Origin of the sequence: Streptomyces sp. JH002, from assembly GCF_050916115.1 — a bacterium.
GTDB lineage: Bacteria > Actinomycetota > Actinomycetes > Streptomycetales > Streptomycetaceae > Streptomyces > Streptomyces xiamenensis.
In genome coordinates, this window is record NZ_CP087989.1 from 5,859,285 (window position 1) to 5,876,235 (window position 16,951).

The following is a 16,951-nucleotide window of genomic DNA, read 5'->3' on the forward strand; positions in this document are numbered from 1 at the left end:
GCCCGCTCACCCTCCTTGTCAGTGCCGCCCGATAGCCTTCGGCCCAGTGCCGCTCACGGCACGGGGAGCGAGGGAGTGCGGTGCGGGTATTGGGCGTGGACCCGGGGCTGACCCGCTGCGGGGTCGGCGTGGTGGACGGCGTCGCCGGGCGTCCGCTGCGGATGGTGGCGGTCGGCGTGGTCCGTACCCCCGCCGAGCGCGACACCCCCGAGCGGCTGGTGCTCATCGAGCGCGGTATCGAGGAATGGCTCGATGAGCACCGACCCGAGGCGGTCGCGGTGGAACGGGTCTTCAGCCAGCACAATGTGCGCACCGTGATGGGCACCGCCCAGGCCAGCGCCGTGGCCATGCTGTGCGCCGCCCGGCGCGGCCTGCCGGTGGCCCTGCACACCCCCAGCGAGGTCAAGGCCGCCGTCACCGGCAGCGGCCGGGCCGACAAGGACCAGGTCGGCGCCATGGTCACCCGGCTGCTGCGGCTGTCGGCACCACCCAAGCCGGCCGACGCCGCCGACGCGCTCGCCCTGGCCATCTGTCACATCTGGCGCGGCGCCGCCCAGCAGCGGCTGGCGCGGGCCACCGCGGCCGCCCCCGGCGCGCGGCGCACCCCGCCCGTACGAGTTGCGAAGGGCACCATCGAACCGTGATCGCCTTTGTCCAAGGACCCGTCGCCGCCCTCGCCCCCGACACCGCCGTGCTGGAGGTCGGCGGAGTCGGCATGGCCGTGCAGTGCACCCCGGGCACCCTCGCCGCGCTGCGGGTGGGGGAGAACGCCCGCCTGGCCACCTCGCTGGTGGTCCGCGAGGACTCCCTGACCCTGTACGGATTCGCCGACGACGACGAGCGGCAGGTCTTCGAGCTGCTCCAGACCGCCTCCGGCGTCGGGCCCCGCCTGGCCCAGGCGATGCTCGCGGTGCACAGCCCGGACGGACTGCGCCGGGCGGTCGCCGCCGGGGACGAGAAGGCGCTGACCGCCGTCCCCGGTATCGGGAAGAAAGGGGCGCAGAAGCTCCTCCTCGAACTCAAGGACCGGCTCGGCGAGCCGGTCGGCGGCCCCCGCACTCCTGCCGCCACCGCCCCCTCGGGTCCGCCCGACTGGCGCGAGCAGCTGATGACCGCGCTCACCGGCCTGGGGTACGCCCCCCGGGAGGCCGAGGAGGCGATCGCGACGATCGCCCCGCAGGCCGAGTCGGTCGCCGCCGACGGCACCCCGGTCCCGGTCCCGCGCCTGCTCCGCGCCGCCCTGCAGACCCTCAACCGCGCCCGCTGAGCACGGGGCAATCCGGAAGAAGACGAGGACAGCCCCGATGAACTGGGACGAAGAGCCACCGCAGGACACCGGCCGGCTGGTGGGCGCCACCGCCGAGGGGGAGGAGCTGGCGGCCGAGGCCGCGCTGCGGCCCAAGGACCTGACGGAATTCGTCGGCCAGCCCAAGGTCCGCGAGCAGCTGGACCTGGTGCTGCGCGCCGCCCGTGCTCGCGGCGGCACCGCCGACCACGTGCTGCTCTCCGGTGCCCCCGGGCTCGGCAAGACCACGCTGTCCCTGATCATCGCCGCCGAGATGGGCGCCCCCATCCGCATCACCTCGGGGCCCGCCATCCAGCACGCCGGTGATCTCGCCGCGATCCTGTCCTCGCTCACCGAGGGTGAGGTGCTGTTCCTCGACGAGATCCACCGGATGTCCCGGCCGGCCGAGGAAATGCTCTACATGGCCATGGAGGATTTCCGGGTCGACGTCATCGTCGGCAAGGGCCCCGGTGCCACCGCCATCCCGCTGGAGCTGCCGCCCTTCACCCTGGTCGGGGCCACCACCCGGGCCGGACTGCTGCCGCCGCCGCTGCGCGACCGCTTCGGCTTCACCGGCCACATGGAGTTCTACGCCCCCGCCGAACTGGAGCGGGTGATCCAGCGCTCCGCGCGGCTGCTGGAGGTGGAGACCACCGACGGCGGAGCGGCGGAGATCGCCGGCCGCTCCCGGGGCACCCCCCGCATCGCGAACCGGCTGCTGCGCCGGGTGCGGGACTACGCCCAGGTCAAGGGGGACGGGGTGGTCACGCGGGAGGCGGCGTCCCGGGCCCTTGCGGTCTTCGAGGTGGACGGCCGGGGCCTTGACCGGCTGGACCGCTCCGTCCTGGAAGCGCTGCTGAAGCTGTTCGGCGGGGGCCCGGTGGGCCTGTCCACGCTGGCCGTGGCGGTGGGGGAGGAGCGGGAGACCGTGGAGGAGGTCGCCGAGCCGTTCCTGGTGCGCGAGGGACTGCTGGCCCGTACCCCCCGGGGCCGGGTGGCCACCCCCGCCGCCTGGGAGCACCTCGGACTGCGGCCTCCGCAGGGCACGGCGGCGGCCGGCGGGCCACCAGAAGGCTTGTTCGAGTCCTGATCGCACGGGCTTACGCTGGAACGGAACTCCGATAGCATCCGAGACGTTGTTCCCCAGGCGCAGCCTCGTTAGACTCCGCCGACGTCATCCGACCCGGACGGCGCCCCCGCCCCCCGAATACACGGCCGCGTCAGCGGTTATACGAAGGAAATTCCTCCACCGTGGATATCGCTTTTCTCTTCCCCTTCATTCTTCTCATCGGCGTCATGTTCCTGATGTCGCGGTCGGCCAAGAACCGGCAGCGGCAGGCCATGGAAATGCGTGACTCGATGGAGCCCGGCACCGGTGTGCGGACCATCGGCGGGATGTATGCCGAGGTCAAGGAGGTGCGGGAGGACACCGTCCTCCTGGAGCTCTCCTCCGGTGTGCAGGCCCTGTTCGCCAAGAACGCGATCGGGGCGGTGCTCGACGACGACGAGTACCAGCGCATCCTGAGCGGTGAGTCGGCGTACGACGACGAGGACGCCCCCGTCGTGCCGGACGACGCCTCCTCCCTGACCGAGGGCACCGACGCGGATGACGCGGACCGGGTCGAGCTGGGGAAGAAGGACGGCGCCGAGGCCGCCGCCGACGGCGACGCCAAGACCGATGACTCCACGCGCGACGGGGAGAACGGGTCCACCAAGTCCTGAGCCGCCGGTGCCGCCCGCCCCGCCGGGGCACGGGCGTACCGGTCCGCCCGTCCATCACCCCGCCCGTCCGCGTGGCCGGCACCGGGCGCGGGTCGTAGGCAGAGAGAGACGAGAAGGTGGCGACACCGAAGAACGACTTCCGGTCCCCCAGGAAGCGGGACCTGTCCGGAGGTCAGGGGAAGCCGTGGCGCCCCCTGGTGCTGATCGTGCTGATCGTGGCGGGGCTCACGGCGGGGATGTTCGCCTCCGGGCACACCACCCCGCGGCTGGGCATCGACCTGGCCGGGGGCACCAGCATCACGCTCTCGGCGACGACGGACGAGAAGAACCAGTCCGCGATCAACCCGACCAATCTGAACACCGCCGTCTCGATCATCGAGCGCCGGGTCAACGGTCTGGGTGTCCAGGAAGCCGAGGTCCAGACCCAGGGCGACCGGAACATCATCGTCAACATCCCCAAGGGCACCGACAGCGAGCAGGCGAGGCAGCAGGTCGGCACCACCGCCGAACTGGGCTTCCGGCCGGTGCTCTCGGTGGGCTCGGCGCTCCCGCTGCCCGACGACGGCGGTGAAGGCACCGATCAGGGTGATGGCACCGACCCCGGCACGGACGAGGAATCCGCCGACACCGGGGACAGCGCGGACACCGGCGACACCGGGGACGAGGGCGCGAACGGCGACCAGGGCGAGGGCACCACGGACCAGAGCCTGGCCCCGGCCGGCAGCGCCGCCGCCACCGCCACCAACGCCTCCTTCCGTACGGATGACGCCGCCACGGACGACTCCGGCGACACCGCCGAGGACCCCGCCACCGACCCGGCCCAGCAGGAGGCCGCGGATCTCCAGGCCCGCCTCGAGGCGCTCGACTGCTCCACCGACGACGCCCGGAACGCCGCCCGCGAGGCGGCCGCCCAGACGGACACCGACCAGCCGATCGTCTCCTGTGACACGGACGGCGTGTACAAGTACGCCCTGGGCCCGGTCGCCGTGCCCGGCACCGGTGTGAGCAGCGCCAACGCGATCTACGAGACCCAGCGCGGTCAGGGCTGGATCGTCCAGATGGAGTTCACCAACTCCGGCGCCGACCAGTTCGCGGACGTCACCGGCGAGCTGGCCGCCCTGCCCTCGCCGCAGAACCAGTTCGCCATCGTGCTGGACGGCGAGACGGTCTCCGCGCCCAGCGTCAACCAGCGGCTGTCCGGCGGCAACGCCGAGATCTCCGGCACCTTCGACCAGGAGAGCGCCGAGAACCTGGCGAACGTCCTGAAGTTCGGCGCGCTGCCGCTGACCTTCGAGGAGTCCAGCGTCACCACCGTCTCGCCCATGCTGGGCGGCGAGCAGCTGAAGGCCGGTCTGATCGCGGGTGGGATCGGTCTCGTCCTGGTGGTGCTCTACATGCTCGTCTACTACCGGGGTCTGTCGCTGATCGCGCTCGCCTCGCTGGTGGTCTCCGGCATCCTCACCTACTCGATCATGGCCCTGCTCGGCCCGGCCATCGGCTTCGCGCTGAACCTGCCGGCCGTCTGCGGCGCGATCGTCGCCATCGGTATCACCGCCGACTCCTTCATCGTCTACTTCGAACGCATAAGGGACGAGATCCGCGAGGGCCGTACGCTGCGCACCGCCGTGGAGCGGGGCTGGCCACGCGCCCGGCGCACCATCCTGGTCTCCGACTTCGTCTCGTTCCTGGCGGCGGCCGTGCTCTTCGTGGTCTCGGTCGGCAAGGTGCAGGGCTTCGCCTTCACCCTGGGTCTGACCACGGCCCTGGATGTCGTGGTGGTCTTCCTGTTCACCAAGCCGGTCATGACGATCCTGGCCAAGAAGAAGTTCTTCTCCGGCGGCCACCCCTGGTCCGGGCTCGACCCCAAGCGTCTGGGCATCCAGCCCCCGATCCGCCGCAGCTACAAGCCGGTCACCGTTCCCAGCGACCCGAAGGAGGCGTGAGATGTCACGGCTCGGTGATATCGGAGCCAAGCTCCACCGCGGTGAGATCGGCTACGACTTCGTCGGCAAGCGCCGGCTGTGGTACGGCGTCTCCATCCTCATCACGATCCTCGCCTTCGCCGGCCTCGGGGTCCGGGGCCTGCACATGGGCGTGGAGTTCGAGGGCGGGGCGGTCTTCACCACGGAGGCCACCGATGTCAGCGTGGAGCGGGCCAGGGAGGTCGCCGAGGAGGCGTCCGGCAGCCAGGCCCTGGTGCAGTCCCTGGGCAACGACGGGTCGCTGCGGATCCAGGTCTCCGGTCTGGACACCGATCAGTCCAACATCACCCGTGAGGCACTCGCCGAAGAGCTGGGCATCCCCACCCAGGAGCTGAACGCGGAACTGGTCGGCCCCAGCTGGGGCTCCCAGATCGCCAACAAGGCGTGGCAGGGGCTCGCCATCTTCATGGTGCTGGTGGTGATCTACCTCGCCATCGCCTTCGAGTGGCGCATGGCCATGGCGGCGCTGATCGCGCTCATCCACGACCTCACCATCACGGTCGGGGTGTACGCGCTGGTGGGCTTCGAGGTCACCCCGGGCACGGTGATCGGTCTGCTGACCATCCTCGGCTACTCGCTGTACGACACGGTGGTCGTCTTCGACGGTCTGAAGGAGACCACGAAGAACTTCACCAAGCAGACCAACTACACCTACGGCGAACTGGCCAACCGCTCCCTCAACGGCACCCTGGTGCGGTCGATCAACACCTCGGTCGTCGCGCTGCTGCCGGTGGCCGCGCTGCTGTTCATCGGCGGCGGGGTGCTGGGCGGCGGGATGCTCAACGACATCGCGCTGTCGCTGTTCGTGGGTCTGACGGCCGGTGCCTACTCCTCCATCGTGATCGCCACCCCGATGGTCGCCGACTTCAAGATGCACGAGCCCTCGATCAAGGCGCACGACAAGAAGGTGCTGGCCAAGCGGGCGAAGCGCGATGCGGAGGAGAACACCGGCACGGTGTCCGGGGCCGAGGCGGAGGACCCGCCCCAGGACGCGGGCGACGACGAGGGCCGGGACGAGAGCGCGGCCGGCGCCGTGGTCGGTCCGCGGCGCCAGCCGGTCTCCCGTTCCCGGGGCCGCAACCGCCCGTCCGGAAAGCGGCGGTGAACCGGTGACCTCGGTGACCCCCGACGCGGCCGGGCTGCGGGAACTGCTGCTCGACCGCATCCGTGACGTGCCGGACTACCCCGAGCCGGGCGTGGTCTTCAAGGACATCACCCCACTGCTCGCCGATCCGGTGGCCTTCGGCGCTCTCACCGACGCCCTGGCGGAGATCGCCCTGACCAGCGGCGCCACCAAGGTGGTCGCCCTGGAGGCCCGCGGCTTCATCCTGGCCGCCCCGGTGGCCGTACGCGCCGGGACCGGCTTCATCCCCGCCCGCAAGGCGGGCAAGCTCCCCGGCGCCACCCTCGGGCAGCGCTACGAGCTGGAGTACGGCACGGCGGAGATCGAGATCCACGCCGAGGACCTCAGCGCCCACGACCGGGTGCTGGTGATCGACGACGTGCTGGCCACCGGCGGGACCGCCGAGGCGGCACTGCGGCTGATCCGCCGGACCGGTGCCCAGGTGGCGGGGCTCGCGGTGCTGCTGGAGCTGTCCTTCCTCGTTGGCCGCGACCGGGTGCTGTCCGAGCTGGACGGCGCCCCGCTGCACTCCCTCATCACGCTCTGAGAGCGGGCCTGAGCGCCCCGGAACCGTGCCGGGCACGGATCCGGGGCGCTTGCGCGTCCGGGGCCCCGCACCGTCCGCCCGCACGGCGCCCGGCGGGAAGGGTTGGCCTAGGCTCGTTACCATGGCAGTCCGATCGTTTCCCGGCCGGACTCTCCTTGGGCCCCCCGTGGCCCGGAGTACCGCTCCCTGTCCCGACCGCCCCCGGTCGGGACAGGGCCCGAGAAGGAGTGCCCTTGCCCGACGAGGCCCAGCCGCTCACCTCCACCCAGCGGAAGAACGCCGCACCGTCCCCGGCCACCACCCGGCGTGACGGTCCGGACAACCGCGCCCCGGCGCCCCCGGCCGCCGTCTCCGGGGTCTCGGGACGCTCGGGCTCCTCCAACCGGGTACGGGCCCGGCTCGCTCGGCTCGGTGTCCAGCGCTCCACCCCGTACAACCCGGTTCTCGAGCCCCTGCTGCGGGTGGTCCGCGCGAACGACCCCAAGGCCGACACCGCCGTGCTGCGCCAGATCGAGCGCGCCTATCAGGTCGCCGAGCGCTGGCACCGCGGCCAGAAGCGCAAGAGCGGCGACCCGTACATCACCCACCCGCTGGCGGTGACCACCATCCTCGCCGAGCTGGGCATGGACCCGGCCACCTTGATGGCGGGACTGCTGCACGACACGGTGGAGGACACCGAGTACGGCCTGGACACCCTGCGCCGCGACTTCGGCGACCAGGTGGCGCTGCTGGTGGACGGCGTCACCAAGCTGGACAAGGTCAAGTTCGGCGAGGCCGCCCAGGCCGAGACCGTGCGCAAGATGGTGGTGGCCATGGCCAAGGACCCCCGGGTCCTGGTCATCAAGCTCGCCGACCGGCTGCACAACATGCGCACCATGCGGTTCCTCAAGCGGGAGAAGCAGGAGCAGAAGGCCCGCGAGACCCTGGAGATCTACGCCCCGCTGGCCCACCGGCTGGGCATGAACACCATCAAGTGGGAGCTGGAGGACCTGGCCTTCGCCATCCTCTACCCCAAGATGTACGACGAGATCGTCCGGCTGGTCGCCGAGCGCGCCCCCAAGCGCGACGAGTATCTGGCGACCGTCATCGACGAGGTCCTCGCCGATCTGCGCGGCGCCCGCATCAAGGCCACCGTCACCGGGCGGCCCAAGCACTACTACAGCGTCTACCAGAAGATGATCGTGCGCGGCCGGGACTTCGCCGAGATCTACGACCTGGTGGGCATCCGGGTCCTGGTGGACACGGTCCGCGACTGCTACGCGGCGCTCGGCACGGTCCACGCCCGCTGGAACCCGGTTCCGGGGCGGTTCAAGGACTACATCGCCATGCCGAAGTTCAACATGTACCAGTCGCTGCACACGACGGTGATAGGTCCTGGCGGCAAGCCCGTCGAGCTCCAGATCCGCACCTTCGACATGCACCGGCGCGCCGAGTACGGCATCGCCGCGCACTGGAAGTACAAGCAGCAGGCCCAGGCCGGCGCCTCCAAGGTCCGCTCGGATGCTCCCAAGAAGGGCGACAAGGGCGAGGGCGTCAACGACATGGCCTGGCTGCGGCAGCTGCTGGACTGGCAGAAGGAGACCGAGGACCCCGGAGAGTTCCTGGAGTCGCTGCGCTTCGACCTGTCCCGGCACGAGGTGTTCGTCTTCACGCCCAAGGGCGATGTGATCGCGCTGCCGGCCGGCTCCACCTCCGTGGACTTCGCCTACGCGGTGCACACCGAGGTCGGGCACCGCACCATAGGGGCCAAGGTCAACGGCCGGCTGGTGCCGCTGGAGTCCACCCTGGACAACGGCGACACCGTGGAGATCTTCACCTCCAAGGCGGAGGGCGCCGGCCCCTCCCGGGACTGGCTGGGCTTCGTCAAGTCCCCGCGGGCCCGCAACAAGATCCGTGGCTGGTTCTCCAAGGAGCGCCGCGACGAGGCCATCGAGCAGGGCAAGGACCTGCTCACCCGCGCGGTGCGCAAGCAGAACCTGCCGATCCAGCACGTGCTCACCGGCGACTCGCTGGTCACGCTCGCCCACGAGATGCGCTACCCGGACATCTCCTCGCTGTACGCGGCGATCGGCGAGGGCCATGTGTCCGCGCCGAGCGTGGTGCAGAAGCTGGTGCAGGCCGTGGGCGGCGAGGAGGCCGCCAGCGAGGACATCGCCGAGACCGCCCCGCCGATGCCCACCCGTGGCCGGCGCCGTTCCAGCGCCGACCCCGGCGTGGTGGTCAAGGGCACCGACGACGTGTGGGTGAAGCTGGCCCGCTGCTGCACGCCGGTGCCCGGCGACCCGATCATCGGCTTCGTCACCCGGGGCAACGGCGTCTCGGTGCACCGCACCGACTGCGTGAACGTGGACGCGCTCTCCCGCGAGCCGGAGCGGATGCTCGCCGTGGAGTGGGCGCCCACCCAGTCCTCGGTCTTCCTGGTGGCCATCCAGGTCGAGGCGCTGGACCGCTCCCGGCTGCTGTCGGACGTCACCCGGGTGCTCTCCGACCAGCACGTCAACATCCTGTCCGCGGCGGTGCAGACCTCCAGGGACCGGGTCGCCACTTCCCGGTTCACCTTCGAGATGGGCGACCCCAAGCATCTGGGGCACGTCCTGAAGGCGGTACGCGGCGTCGAGGGCGTCTACGACGTCTACCGGGTGACCTCGGCCCGGCGGCCCTGACGGCGAACGGCGGTGGCCCCCGTACGGAAGAACTCCGTACGGGGGCCACCGCCGTTCACACGCTGCCCGCTCAGCCGCCGAACTCGGCCAGGCCCTTCAACGCCTGGTCCAGCAGCGCCTGCCGGCCCGCCAGCTCCCGCTCCAGCTTGTCCGCCTTGGCGGTGTTGCCCGCCGCGCGCGCCTGGTCGGCCTGCCGGCGCAGCTTGTCCACCGCGTCCTGCAACTGGCCGGTCAGCCCGGCCGCGCGCGCCCGCGCCTCCGGGTTGGTGCGCCGCCACTCGGACTCCTCGGCCTCCGCCACGGCCCGCTCCACCGCGTGCCAGCGGCCCTCGATGGCGTTCTTGGCGTCCCGTGGCACGTGGCCGATGGCCTCCCAGCGCTCCCCGATGGAGCGCAGCGCCGCCCGGGCAGCCTTCACGCTGGTGATCGGCAGGAGCTTCTCCGCCTCGGTGGCGAGCTCCTCCTTGCGGGTCAGGTTCTCCCGCTGCTCACCGTCGCGCTCGGCGAAGACTGTGCTCCTGGCCTGGAAGAAGACATCCTGCGCGGCCCGGAAGCGGGTCCACAGATCCTCCTCGGCATCCCGGTGCGCGCGGCCCGCGGCCTTCCACTCGGTCATCAGCTCCCGGTAGCGGGCCGCCGTCGCACCCCAGTCGGTGGACGTGGACAGCGCCTCCGCCTCGCCGATCAGCTTCTCCTTGCGGCGCCGGGTCTCCTCGCGCTGCGCGTCCAGCGAGGCGAAGTGCGCCTTGCGGCGCTTGGAGAACGCCGAACGGGCCTGCGAGAAGCGGTGCCACAGCTCGTCGTCCGCCTTGCGGTCCAGCCGCGGCAGGCCCTTCCAGGTGTCGACCAGGGCCCGCAGCCGTTCGCCGGCCGACCGCCACTGCTCGCTGCCCGCCAGCTCCTCGGCCTCGGCGACCAGCGCCTCCTTGGCGGCCCTGGCCTCCTCGCCCTGCTTGGCGCGGGCCGCCCGCCGCTCGCGACGGCGCTCCTCGACCACCGTGCCCAGCTGGTCAAGACGGCGCCCCAGGGCCGCCAGATCGCCCACGACGTTGGCCGCGTCCACCTGCTCGCGCAGATGACCGATGGCCGTCTGCGCGTCCTTGGACGCCAGGTCGGTGGTGCGCACCCGGCGCTCCAGGAGATCGATCTCCACGACCAGGCCCTCGTACTTGCGCTCGAAGTACGCGAGGGCCTCGGCCGGCGAACCGGCCTGCCAGGAGCCGACGGTCTTCTCCCCGTCGGCCGTGCGGACGTACACGGTGCCCGTCTCGTCGACCCGGCCCCATGCCTCGCCGTCGCCGGCCGTCCCGCTCGCCGCGCCCGCCGCCGGGGTGCCCGCGTCACCCGCGGCCACCGCCTTCGCCTCCGGCCCCGACGGGCCGGGCACCGGTACGGTGTCCGGCCGCGCTCCGGCATCCTGCCGTGCGTCGCGCGCCGCTGCCTCGTTCGCTTCGCCGCCCGGCAGGCCGAGTGTCGACTCGGTGTCTGTCTGCGGCCCGGCAGCCTGTCGTGCGTCGCTCACGGCGCCTCCCTCACACGATGCCGCGGTGCGTTGTGCCACGGCATCTTCCACGAATTTCATCCGGTCTCATCCGGCTTTCGGGCCCACCTGACCGGCGAGGGGCCCTGTCCCCGCCAAACATAGGCGACGCTCCGCCCGGCTGTCCGCCCCTGACGGAACGGAAATTACCGCCGGGCACGCGTCAGCCGGCCTCCACCGTCGCCGAGTCGATCACCACGGTGGCGTTCGGCGGGGTGTTCCCGGTCTCCGGGTCGGTCGTGCTGCCCGCGGCCACGATGGTCTCCAGCACGTCGAGACCGCCGGTGACCGTACCGAACGGGGTGTAGTCGGGCGGCAGCGGGCTGTCCTCGTACACCAGGAAGAACTGGCTGCCGCCGGAGTCCCGGCCGCTGTCCTCCTGCGGGTTGTACTGGTTGGCCATCGCCACCGTGCCCGCCGGGTAGATCCCGTCCGCCACCTCGGGGGCGTCCAGGTTCTCGTCCGGGATGTTGTAGCCGGGGCCGCCCGCACCGGTACCGGTCGGGTCGCCGCACTGCAGCACGTGGATGCCCTCGGTCACCAGCCGGTGGCACGGGCTGTGGTCGAAATAGCCCTCCCCGGCCAGGAACGCGAAGGAGTTGACCGTGCGCGGGGCCGCCTCGGCGTCCAGCGCGATCTCGATGTCACCGCAGGTCGTCGCCAGCCGCATGGTGTGGGCCGCCGACGTGTCCACCGTCAGCTCCGGCTCCGCGTCCCACTGCTGCTGCGAGGGCTCACCCTCGGCGGGGGCCGCACAGGGGTCCTCCGCCGGCGGGGCCTCGGTCTCCTGGTCCAGCGGATCCTGGGCCGCCGCGTCCGTGGTGTCGTCGTCGCCGGAGAACACCCCCATGGCCACCGCCGTACCGCCACCCGCCACCAGAACCACCAGCACGGCGGCGAGGACGGCCTTGCGCCGCCGCGTCCTGCGCCACCGATCCCCGCGGCGCTGCTGCTGGCGTTCCCACTTCGCCCGGGCGAGCTGCTTGCGCCGCTGCTCTTTGCTGACCACCGCGCTCCTCCTGACGTTCCCGGTAAGCCTTGCGCCACCGTATACGGGTTCGCCCGCCCCGTACCGTCGCCGGTAGGCTTTCGATCACAGCCGAAGCCGAGAACCACATAAGGACGCCTGTGCTCATCGCTGGCTTCCCCGCCGGGGCCTGGGGGACCAACTGCTATCTGGTCGCCCCCGCCGCCGGCGAGGAGTGCGTGATCATCGACCCCGGGCACCAGGCCGCCGAGGGAGTCGCCGCCACCATCGAGCGGCACCGGCTCAAGCCGGTCGCCGTGCTCCTCACCCACGGCCACATCGACCATGTCGCCTCGGTGGTGCCGGTGTGCGGCGCCCACGACGTGCCCGCCTGGATCCACCCCCGGGACCGCTACATGCTCGCGGACCCGGAGAAGGCCATCGGCAGCGCCATCGGGCAGCGGCTGCTGGGCGAGCTGACCGTGGGGGAACCCGGCGATCTGCGCGAGCTGACCGACGGCACGTCCATGGAGCTGGCCGGTCTGGAGTTCGGCGTCGCGCACGCCCCGGGCCATACCCAGGGGTCGGTGACCTTCGGGATGCCGGAGACGGGGGACGTCCCCCCGGTGTTCTTCTCCGGTGACCTGCTGTTCGCCGGCTCCATCGGACGCACCGATCTGCCCGGCGGCGACCACGCCGAGATCCTGCGCTCGCTGGCACGTGTGTGCCTGCCGCTGCCGGACTCCACGGTCGTCCTGTCCGGGCACGGCCCCCAGACCACCATCGGCACCGAGCGCGCCACCAACCCGTACCTGCGGGAGGTCGCCGCCGGCCAGGGCACCGGGGACACCCCGGCGCCGCGACGAGGAATGTGAAGACGTCTTTCCGTGAGCACCTTCTCCGCCCCCAAGGGCACCTACGACCTGCTGCCCCCCGACTCCGCCGGCTACCTCGCGGTCCGCGAGGCGATGGCCGCGCCGCTGCGCCGGGCCGGCTACGGCTACGTCGAGACCCCCGGATTCGAGAACGTCGAGCTGTTCTCCCGCGGGGTCGGTGAGTCCACCGACATCGTCACCAAGGAGATGTACACCCTCACCACCAAGGGCGGCGACCACCTGGCGCTGCGCCCCGAGGGCACCGCGTCCGTGCTGCGCGCCGCGCTCCAGGCCAATCTGCACCGGGCCGGCAATCTGCCGGTCAAGCTCTGGTACTCCGGCTCCTTCTACCGCTACGAGCGCCCGCAGGCCGGCCGGTACCGGCACTTCTCCCAGGTCGGCGCCGAGGCGGTCGGCGCCGAGGACCCGGCGCTGGACGCCGAGCTGATCATCATGGCGGCGGACGCCTACCGGTCGCTCGGGCTGACCCAGGTGCGGCTGCTGCTGAACTCGCTGGGCGACGCCGAGTGCCGTCCCGCCTACCGGGCCGCTCTCCAGGAGTTCCTGCGCGCCCTGGACCTGGACGAGGACACCCGGGCCCGGATCGAGATCAACCCGCTGCGGGTACTGGACGACAAGCGGGAGTCCGTGCAGCGGCAGCTGACCGGGGCCCCGATGATGCGCGACCACCTCTGCACGGCGTGCGAGGAGTACCACGAGCGGGTCCGTGAGCTGCTGACCGCGGCGGACATCGTCTTCGAGGACGACCCCAAGCTGGTGCGCGGTCTCGACTACTACACCCGTACCACCTTCGAGTTCGTTCACGGCGGCCTGGGATCCCAGTCCGCGCTGGGCGGCGGCGGGCGCTACGACGGGCTCTCGGAGATGATCGGCGGCCCCGCGCTGCCCTCGGTCGGCTGGGGCCTGGGCGTGGACCGCACGGTGCTGGCCCTGCGCGCGGAGGGCGTGGAGCTGGACCTGCCCGCCGGCACCGACGTCTTCGCGGTGCCGCTGGGCGAGGAAGCGGCCCGCACGCTGTTCTCCCTGGTCACCACGGTGCGCCGGGCCGGGATCGCGGCGGACCTGGCATACGGCGGCAAGGGGCTCAAGGCGGCCATGAAGGCGGCCAACCGCAGCGGCGCCAGGTACGCGCTGGTGGCGGGCGAGCGCGATCTGGCCGAGGGCGTGATCCAGCTGAAGGACCTCGCGAGCGGGGAGCAGCGGCCGGTACCCGCGGACGCGCTGGTCAGCGAGCTGACGCGACTGCTCGGCTGACCGGGGTACGCCGAACGGGTGATACGGGACCCTTGGCAGGGGCTCCCGCTGGTGCAGAATTGGGGCCGTATCCGACGACGAGCGGGAATGGCGAGATGACGGCATCGGCGGTAGACGTGGAACGGACCCAGGAGCCTGCTCCGGACGCGCCCGGGGAGGTGGGGGCGGGTCGCGGTTTCGCGCTGCTGCTGGTGATCACCGGCTTCATGGGCCTGCTGGCCGCCTGGGTGATCACCTTGGACAAGTTCCACCTGCTGGAGGACCCGGACTTCACACCGGCCTGCAGCCTCAACCCGATCGTCTCCTGCGGCTCCATCATGGAGAGCGAGCAGGCCAAGGTCTTCGGATTCCCCAATCCGATGCTCGGCCTGGTCACCTACGGCGCGGTGATCGCGATCGGCATGGGGCTGCTGGCCGGGGCCCGCTACCGGCGCTGGTTCTGGCTGGGGCTGCAGGGCGGCACGCTCTTCGGCGTCGCCTTCTGCACCTGGCTCCAGTACCAGTCGCTGTACGAGATCAGCGCGCTGTGCCTGTGGTGCTGCCTGGCGTGGGTCGCGACCATCTTCATGTTCTGGTACACCACGGCGCACAACATCCGGCACGGGATCATCCCGGCGCCCGCCGGTGTCAAGCGCACCTTCGAGGAGTTCCACTGGCTGTTCCCGGTGGTGCACGTCGCGATCATCGGCATGCTGATCCTCACCCGCTGGTGGGACTTCTGGACCGGCTGAGCCGCCGGGGGCGCTCCCGCCCCGCTGTCAGTGGGGTGACTTAGGGTTTCCGGTGTGGAGCCCGATCTGTTCACCGCCGCCGCGGAAGACCGTCAGGAGCGCGACCCGTCCGCCAGCCCGCTGGCCGTACGGATGCGTCCGCGCACGCTGGAGGAGGTCCTGGGGCAGCGGCATCTGCTGCGCCCGGGGTCGCCGCTGCGCCGGCTGGTGGGGGAGAGCGGCGGCGGTCCCGCCGGCCCCTCCTCGGTGATCCTGTGGGGGCCGCCGGGCACCGGCAAGACCACGCTCGCCCATGTGGTCAGCAAGGCCACCGACAAGCGCTTCGTGGAGTTGTCGGCGATCACCGCGGGGGTCAAGGAGGTGCGCTCGGTCATCGAGGGCGCCCGCCGTTCCTCCGGCGCCTACGCCCGGGACACCGTGCTCTTCCTCGACGAGATCCACCGCTTCAGCAAGGCCCAGCAGGACTCGCTGCTGCCGGCGGTGGAGAACCGCTGGGTGACGCTGATCGCCGCCACCACGGAGAATCCTTACTTCTCGGTGATCTCACCGCTGCTGTCCCGGTCGCTGCTGCTGACCCTGGAGCCGCTGACGGAGGATGACCTGCGCGGGCTGCTGCACCGCGCGGTGGCCGCCGAGCGCGGGCTGAACGGGGCGGTGGGGCTCCCGGAGGACAGCGAGGCCCATCTGCTGCGGATCGCCGGGGGTGACGCCCGACGGGCGCTCACGGCGCTGGAGGCCGGAGCGGGAGCGGCGCTGGCCAAGGGGGAGCCGGAGATCACCCTGGCCTCCCTGGAGGAGGCCGTGGACCGGGCCGCCGTCACCTACGACCGGGACGGCGACCAGCACTACGACGTCGCCAGTGCGCTGATCAAGTCGATCCGCGGCTCGGACGTGGACGCGGCGCTGCACTACCTGGCGCGGATGATCGAGGCGGGGGAGGACCCGCGGTTCATCGCCAGACGGCTGATGATCTCGGCGAGCGAGGACATCGGGATGGCCGATCCGACCGCGCTGACCACGGCGGTGGCGGCGGCGCAGGCGGTGGCGATGATCGGGTTCCCCGAGGCGTCGCTGACCCTGAGCCAGGCCGTGATCGCGCTGGCCCTGGCACCCAAGTCCAACGCGGCCACGGTGGCGATCGGCGCCGCACTGGCGGACGTCAGGGCGGGGCTGGCGGGCCCGGTGCCCGAGCACCTGCGGGACGCCCACTACAAGGGCGCGCAGAAGCTGGGGCACGGGGCGGGCTATCAGTACCCGCACGATCTGCCGGACGGTATCGCCGCCCAGCAGTACGCGCCGGACGCGGTCCGCGACAAGCGTTACTACCAGCCGTCCCGGCGGGGCGCCGAGGCCCGGTACGCGGATGTCGCCGAGCGGGTACGGGAGCGGCTGGCGGGCGGCCGGGACCCCCGCCCGTAACACCGGCGCCCCGCACCCCGGTGCCGGCGGTTCACTCCTGGACGGCCGCCGCCTCGAACAGCTGCCGCATGGCCCGCCGCAGCTCGGTCACGTCGCGCACCGGCTCGGGGAAATCGAAGCGGGCGTCGAAGCAGTGCTCGCCGGCGCAGAACCGCACCCGCAGCCCGAACCGGTCCAGCCCCAGCGGCACCACCTGACGCCAGGTGCCGCAGCTGTTGCCCCGGTCACCCAGCAGGACGCACAGCGAGCGCAGCTGCGTCTCGTGGGAGGCCGCCAGGTGCTGGAGCAGTTCGGCCTCGTGCCGGGCCAGTGGGTCGGGCGAGGCGGCGCTGAACTCGTCGGGCTCCACCTGGGCGGCGCCCCACAGATCGTCGGTGTACGCCTCGCCGACCTCCAGGCGCAGCAGGGTCCACTCGGGGCCCGGTACGGGCCCGGCCGGATGCCGTTGCGCGAGCAGCCGGGCGGCCGCCGCGCGCTCGCTCCCCGCGACCGCGGTCAGCCACCCGGCGACCCATCCGCGACCCCGGATACGATGGGGTACGGAGACGGGGGCGACGTCGGTGATCTCCATCACCGCAGTAAGATCGTCACTTTGGGCGTGAACGGCGGCCCTGGCCGCCGGGGCACGGGCCGGGATCAGCAGCATCACATCTCCCGAGGCCGCGACGGCGCGGGATTCGGGTGTGCTGAGCCCTGGTTCGTCCAGTTCGGTGCCCGGAATGGTCAGACTCGCTGACGCGTTCGACTCCACGAGGGTGCGCACCCGCTCGGCTGCGGTGGGCTGTTGGGCGCTGATGGCGCTCCCAGGTCGAAGCATGCGTT

15 protein-coding genes are annotated in these 16,951 nt (G+C 71.8%); 12 read left to right on the forward strand and 3 right to left on the reverse strand.

Going from position 1 to position 16,951, the window contains the following annotated elements; translation table 11 throughout:
- Nucleotides 1-80 precede the first annotated feature (80 nt).
- The 8 genes from ruvC to H7827_RS26970 all read left to right on the forward strand — a co-directional run bounded on the left by ruvC (nt 81) and on the right by H7827_RS26970 (nt 9,322).
- The gene (gene ruvC, locus H7827_RS26935) at nt 81-644 is read left to right on the forward strand and encodes a crossover junction endodeoxyribonuclease RuvC (RefSeq protein WP_030727167.1); all 564 of its coding nucleotides are present in this window, start codon (nt 81-83) and stop codon (nt 642-644) included.
- Nucleotides 641-1,267 (forward strand): Holliday junction branch migration protein RuvA, encoded by a 627-nt coding sequence (gene ruvA / locus H7827_RS26940; protein WP_432747656.1) that lies wholly within the window; start codon nt 641-643, stop codon nt 1,265-1,267. Before ruvC ends, ruvA begins: the two co-directional genes overlap by 4 nt.
- A 37-nt stretch (nt 1,268-1,304) precedes the next feature.
- On the forward strand, nt 1,305-2,375 hold the full coding sequence (gene ruvB / locus H7827_RS26945; RefSeq protein ID WP_030727161.1) for a Holliday junction branch migration DNA helicase RuvB: 1,071 nt from the start codon (nt 1,305-1,307) through the stop codon (nt 2,373-2,375).
- Nucleotides 2,376-2,536: 161 nt separating this feature from the next.
- Entirely contained in the window at nt 2,537-3,007 is a 471-nt protein-coding gene (yajC, locus tag H7827_RS26950; protein ID WP_386541646.1) for a preprotein translocase subunit YajC, read from the forward strand.
- A 116-nt stretch (nt 3,008-3,123) separates the two neighbouring features.
- Complete coding sequence (secD, locus tag H7827_RS26955; RefSeq protein WP_432747657.1) at nt 3,124-4,950, forward strand: protein translocase subunit SecD; 1,827 nt, start codon at nt 3,124-3,126, stop codon at nt 4,948-4,950.
- 1 nt (nt 4,951) lies between these two features.
- Nucleotides 4,952-6,094, forward strand: a complete 1,143-nt coding sequence (gene secF, locus H7827_RS26960; RefSeq protein ID WP_432747658.1) for a protein translocase subunit SecF — start codon at nt 4,952-4,954, stop codon at nt 6,092-6,094.
- Nucleotides 6,095-6,107: 13 nt separating this feature from the next.
- On the forward strand, nt 6,108-6,659 hold the full coding sequence (locus H7827_RS26965) for an adenine phosphoribosyltransferase (protein WP_432748059.1): 552 nt from the start codon (nt 6,108-6,110) through the stop codon (nt 6,657-6,659).
- Between the two features lie 233 nt (nt 6,660-6,892).
- Nucleotides 6,893-9,322: a RelA/SpoT family protein gene (locus H7827_RS26970; RefSeq protein ID WP_432747659.1), complete on the forward strand. Its 2,430-nt coding sequence runs from the start codon at nt 6,893-6,895 to the stop codon at nt 9,320-9,322.
- Nucleotides 9,323-9,392: 70 nt separating this feature from the next.
- Here H7827_RS26970 and H7827_RS26975 read toward each other — a convergent pair whose 3' ends face one another.
- Both H7827_RS26975 and H7827_RS26980 read right to left on the reverse strand, forming a co-directional pair.
- Complete coding sequence (locus tag H7827_RS26975; RefSeq protein ID WP_432748060.1) at nt 9,393-10,580, reverse strand: DUF349 domain-containing protein; 1,188 nt, start codon at nt 10,578-10,580, stop codon at nt 9,393-9,395.
- A gap of 445 nt (nt 10,581-11,025) precedes the next feature.
- Entirely contained in the window at nt 11,026-11,871 is an 846-nt protein-coding gene (locus H7827_RS26980) for a peptidylprolyl isomerase (RefSeq protein WP_432747660.1), read from the reverse strand.
- A 119-nt stretch (nt 11,872-11,990) separates the two neighbouring features.
- On the opposite strand from H7827_RS26980, the gene H7827_RS26985 reads away from it, so the two are divergent.
- From H7827_RS26985 to H7827_RS27000, 4 genes are all read left to right on the forward strand, one after another.
- Nucleotides 11,991-12,704, forward strand: coding sequence for an MBL fold metallo-hydrolase (locus H7827_RS26985; RefSeq protein ID WP_432747661.1), 714 nt, complete (start codon nt 11,991-11,993; stop codon nt 12,702-12,704).
- 12 nt (nt 12,705-12,716) lie between these two features.
- Nucleotides 12,717-13,979: a histidine--tRNA ligase gene (gene hisS / locus H7827_RS26990; RefSeq protein WP_432747662.1), complete on the forward strand. Its 1,263-nt coding sequence runs from the start codon at nt 12,717-12,719 to the stop codon at nt 13,977-13,979.
- 95 nt (nt 13,980-14,074) lie between these two features.
- The gene (locus tag H7827_RS26995; RefSeq protein WP_386540547.1) at nt 14,075-14,710 is read left to right on the forward strand and encodes a vitamin K epoxide reductase family protein; all 636 of its coding nucleotides are present in this window, start codon (nt 14,075-14,077) and stop codon (nt 14,708-14,710) included.
- Nucleotides 14,711-14,764: 54 nt separating this feature from the next.
- Entirely contained in the window at nt 14,765-16,129 is a 1,365-nt protein-coding gene (locus H7827_RS27000; protein WP_432747663.1) for a replication-associated recombination protein A, read from the forward strand.
- 31 nt (nt 16,130-16,160) lie between these two features.
- On the opposite strand, the gene H7827_RS27005 is transcribed toward H7827_RS27000, so the two are convergent.
- Nucleotides 16,161-16,946, reverse strand: coding sequence for a DUF2470 domain-containing protein (locus H7827_RS27005; RefSeq protein ID WP_432747664.1), 786 nt, complete (start codon nt 16,944-16,946; stop codon nt 16,161-16,163).
- Between the last annotated feature and the right edge of the window lie 5 nt (nt 16,947-16,951).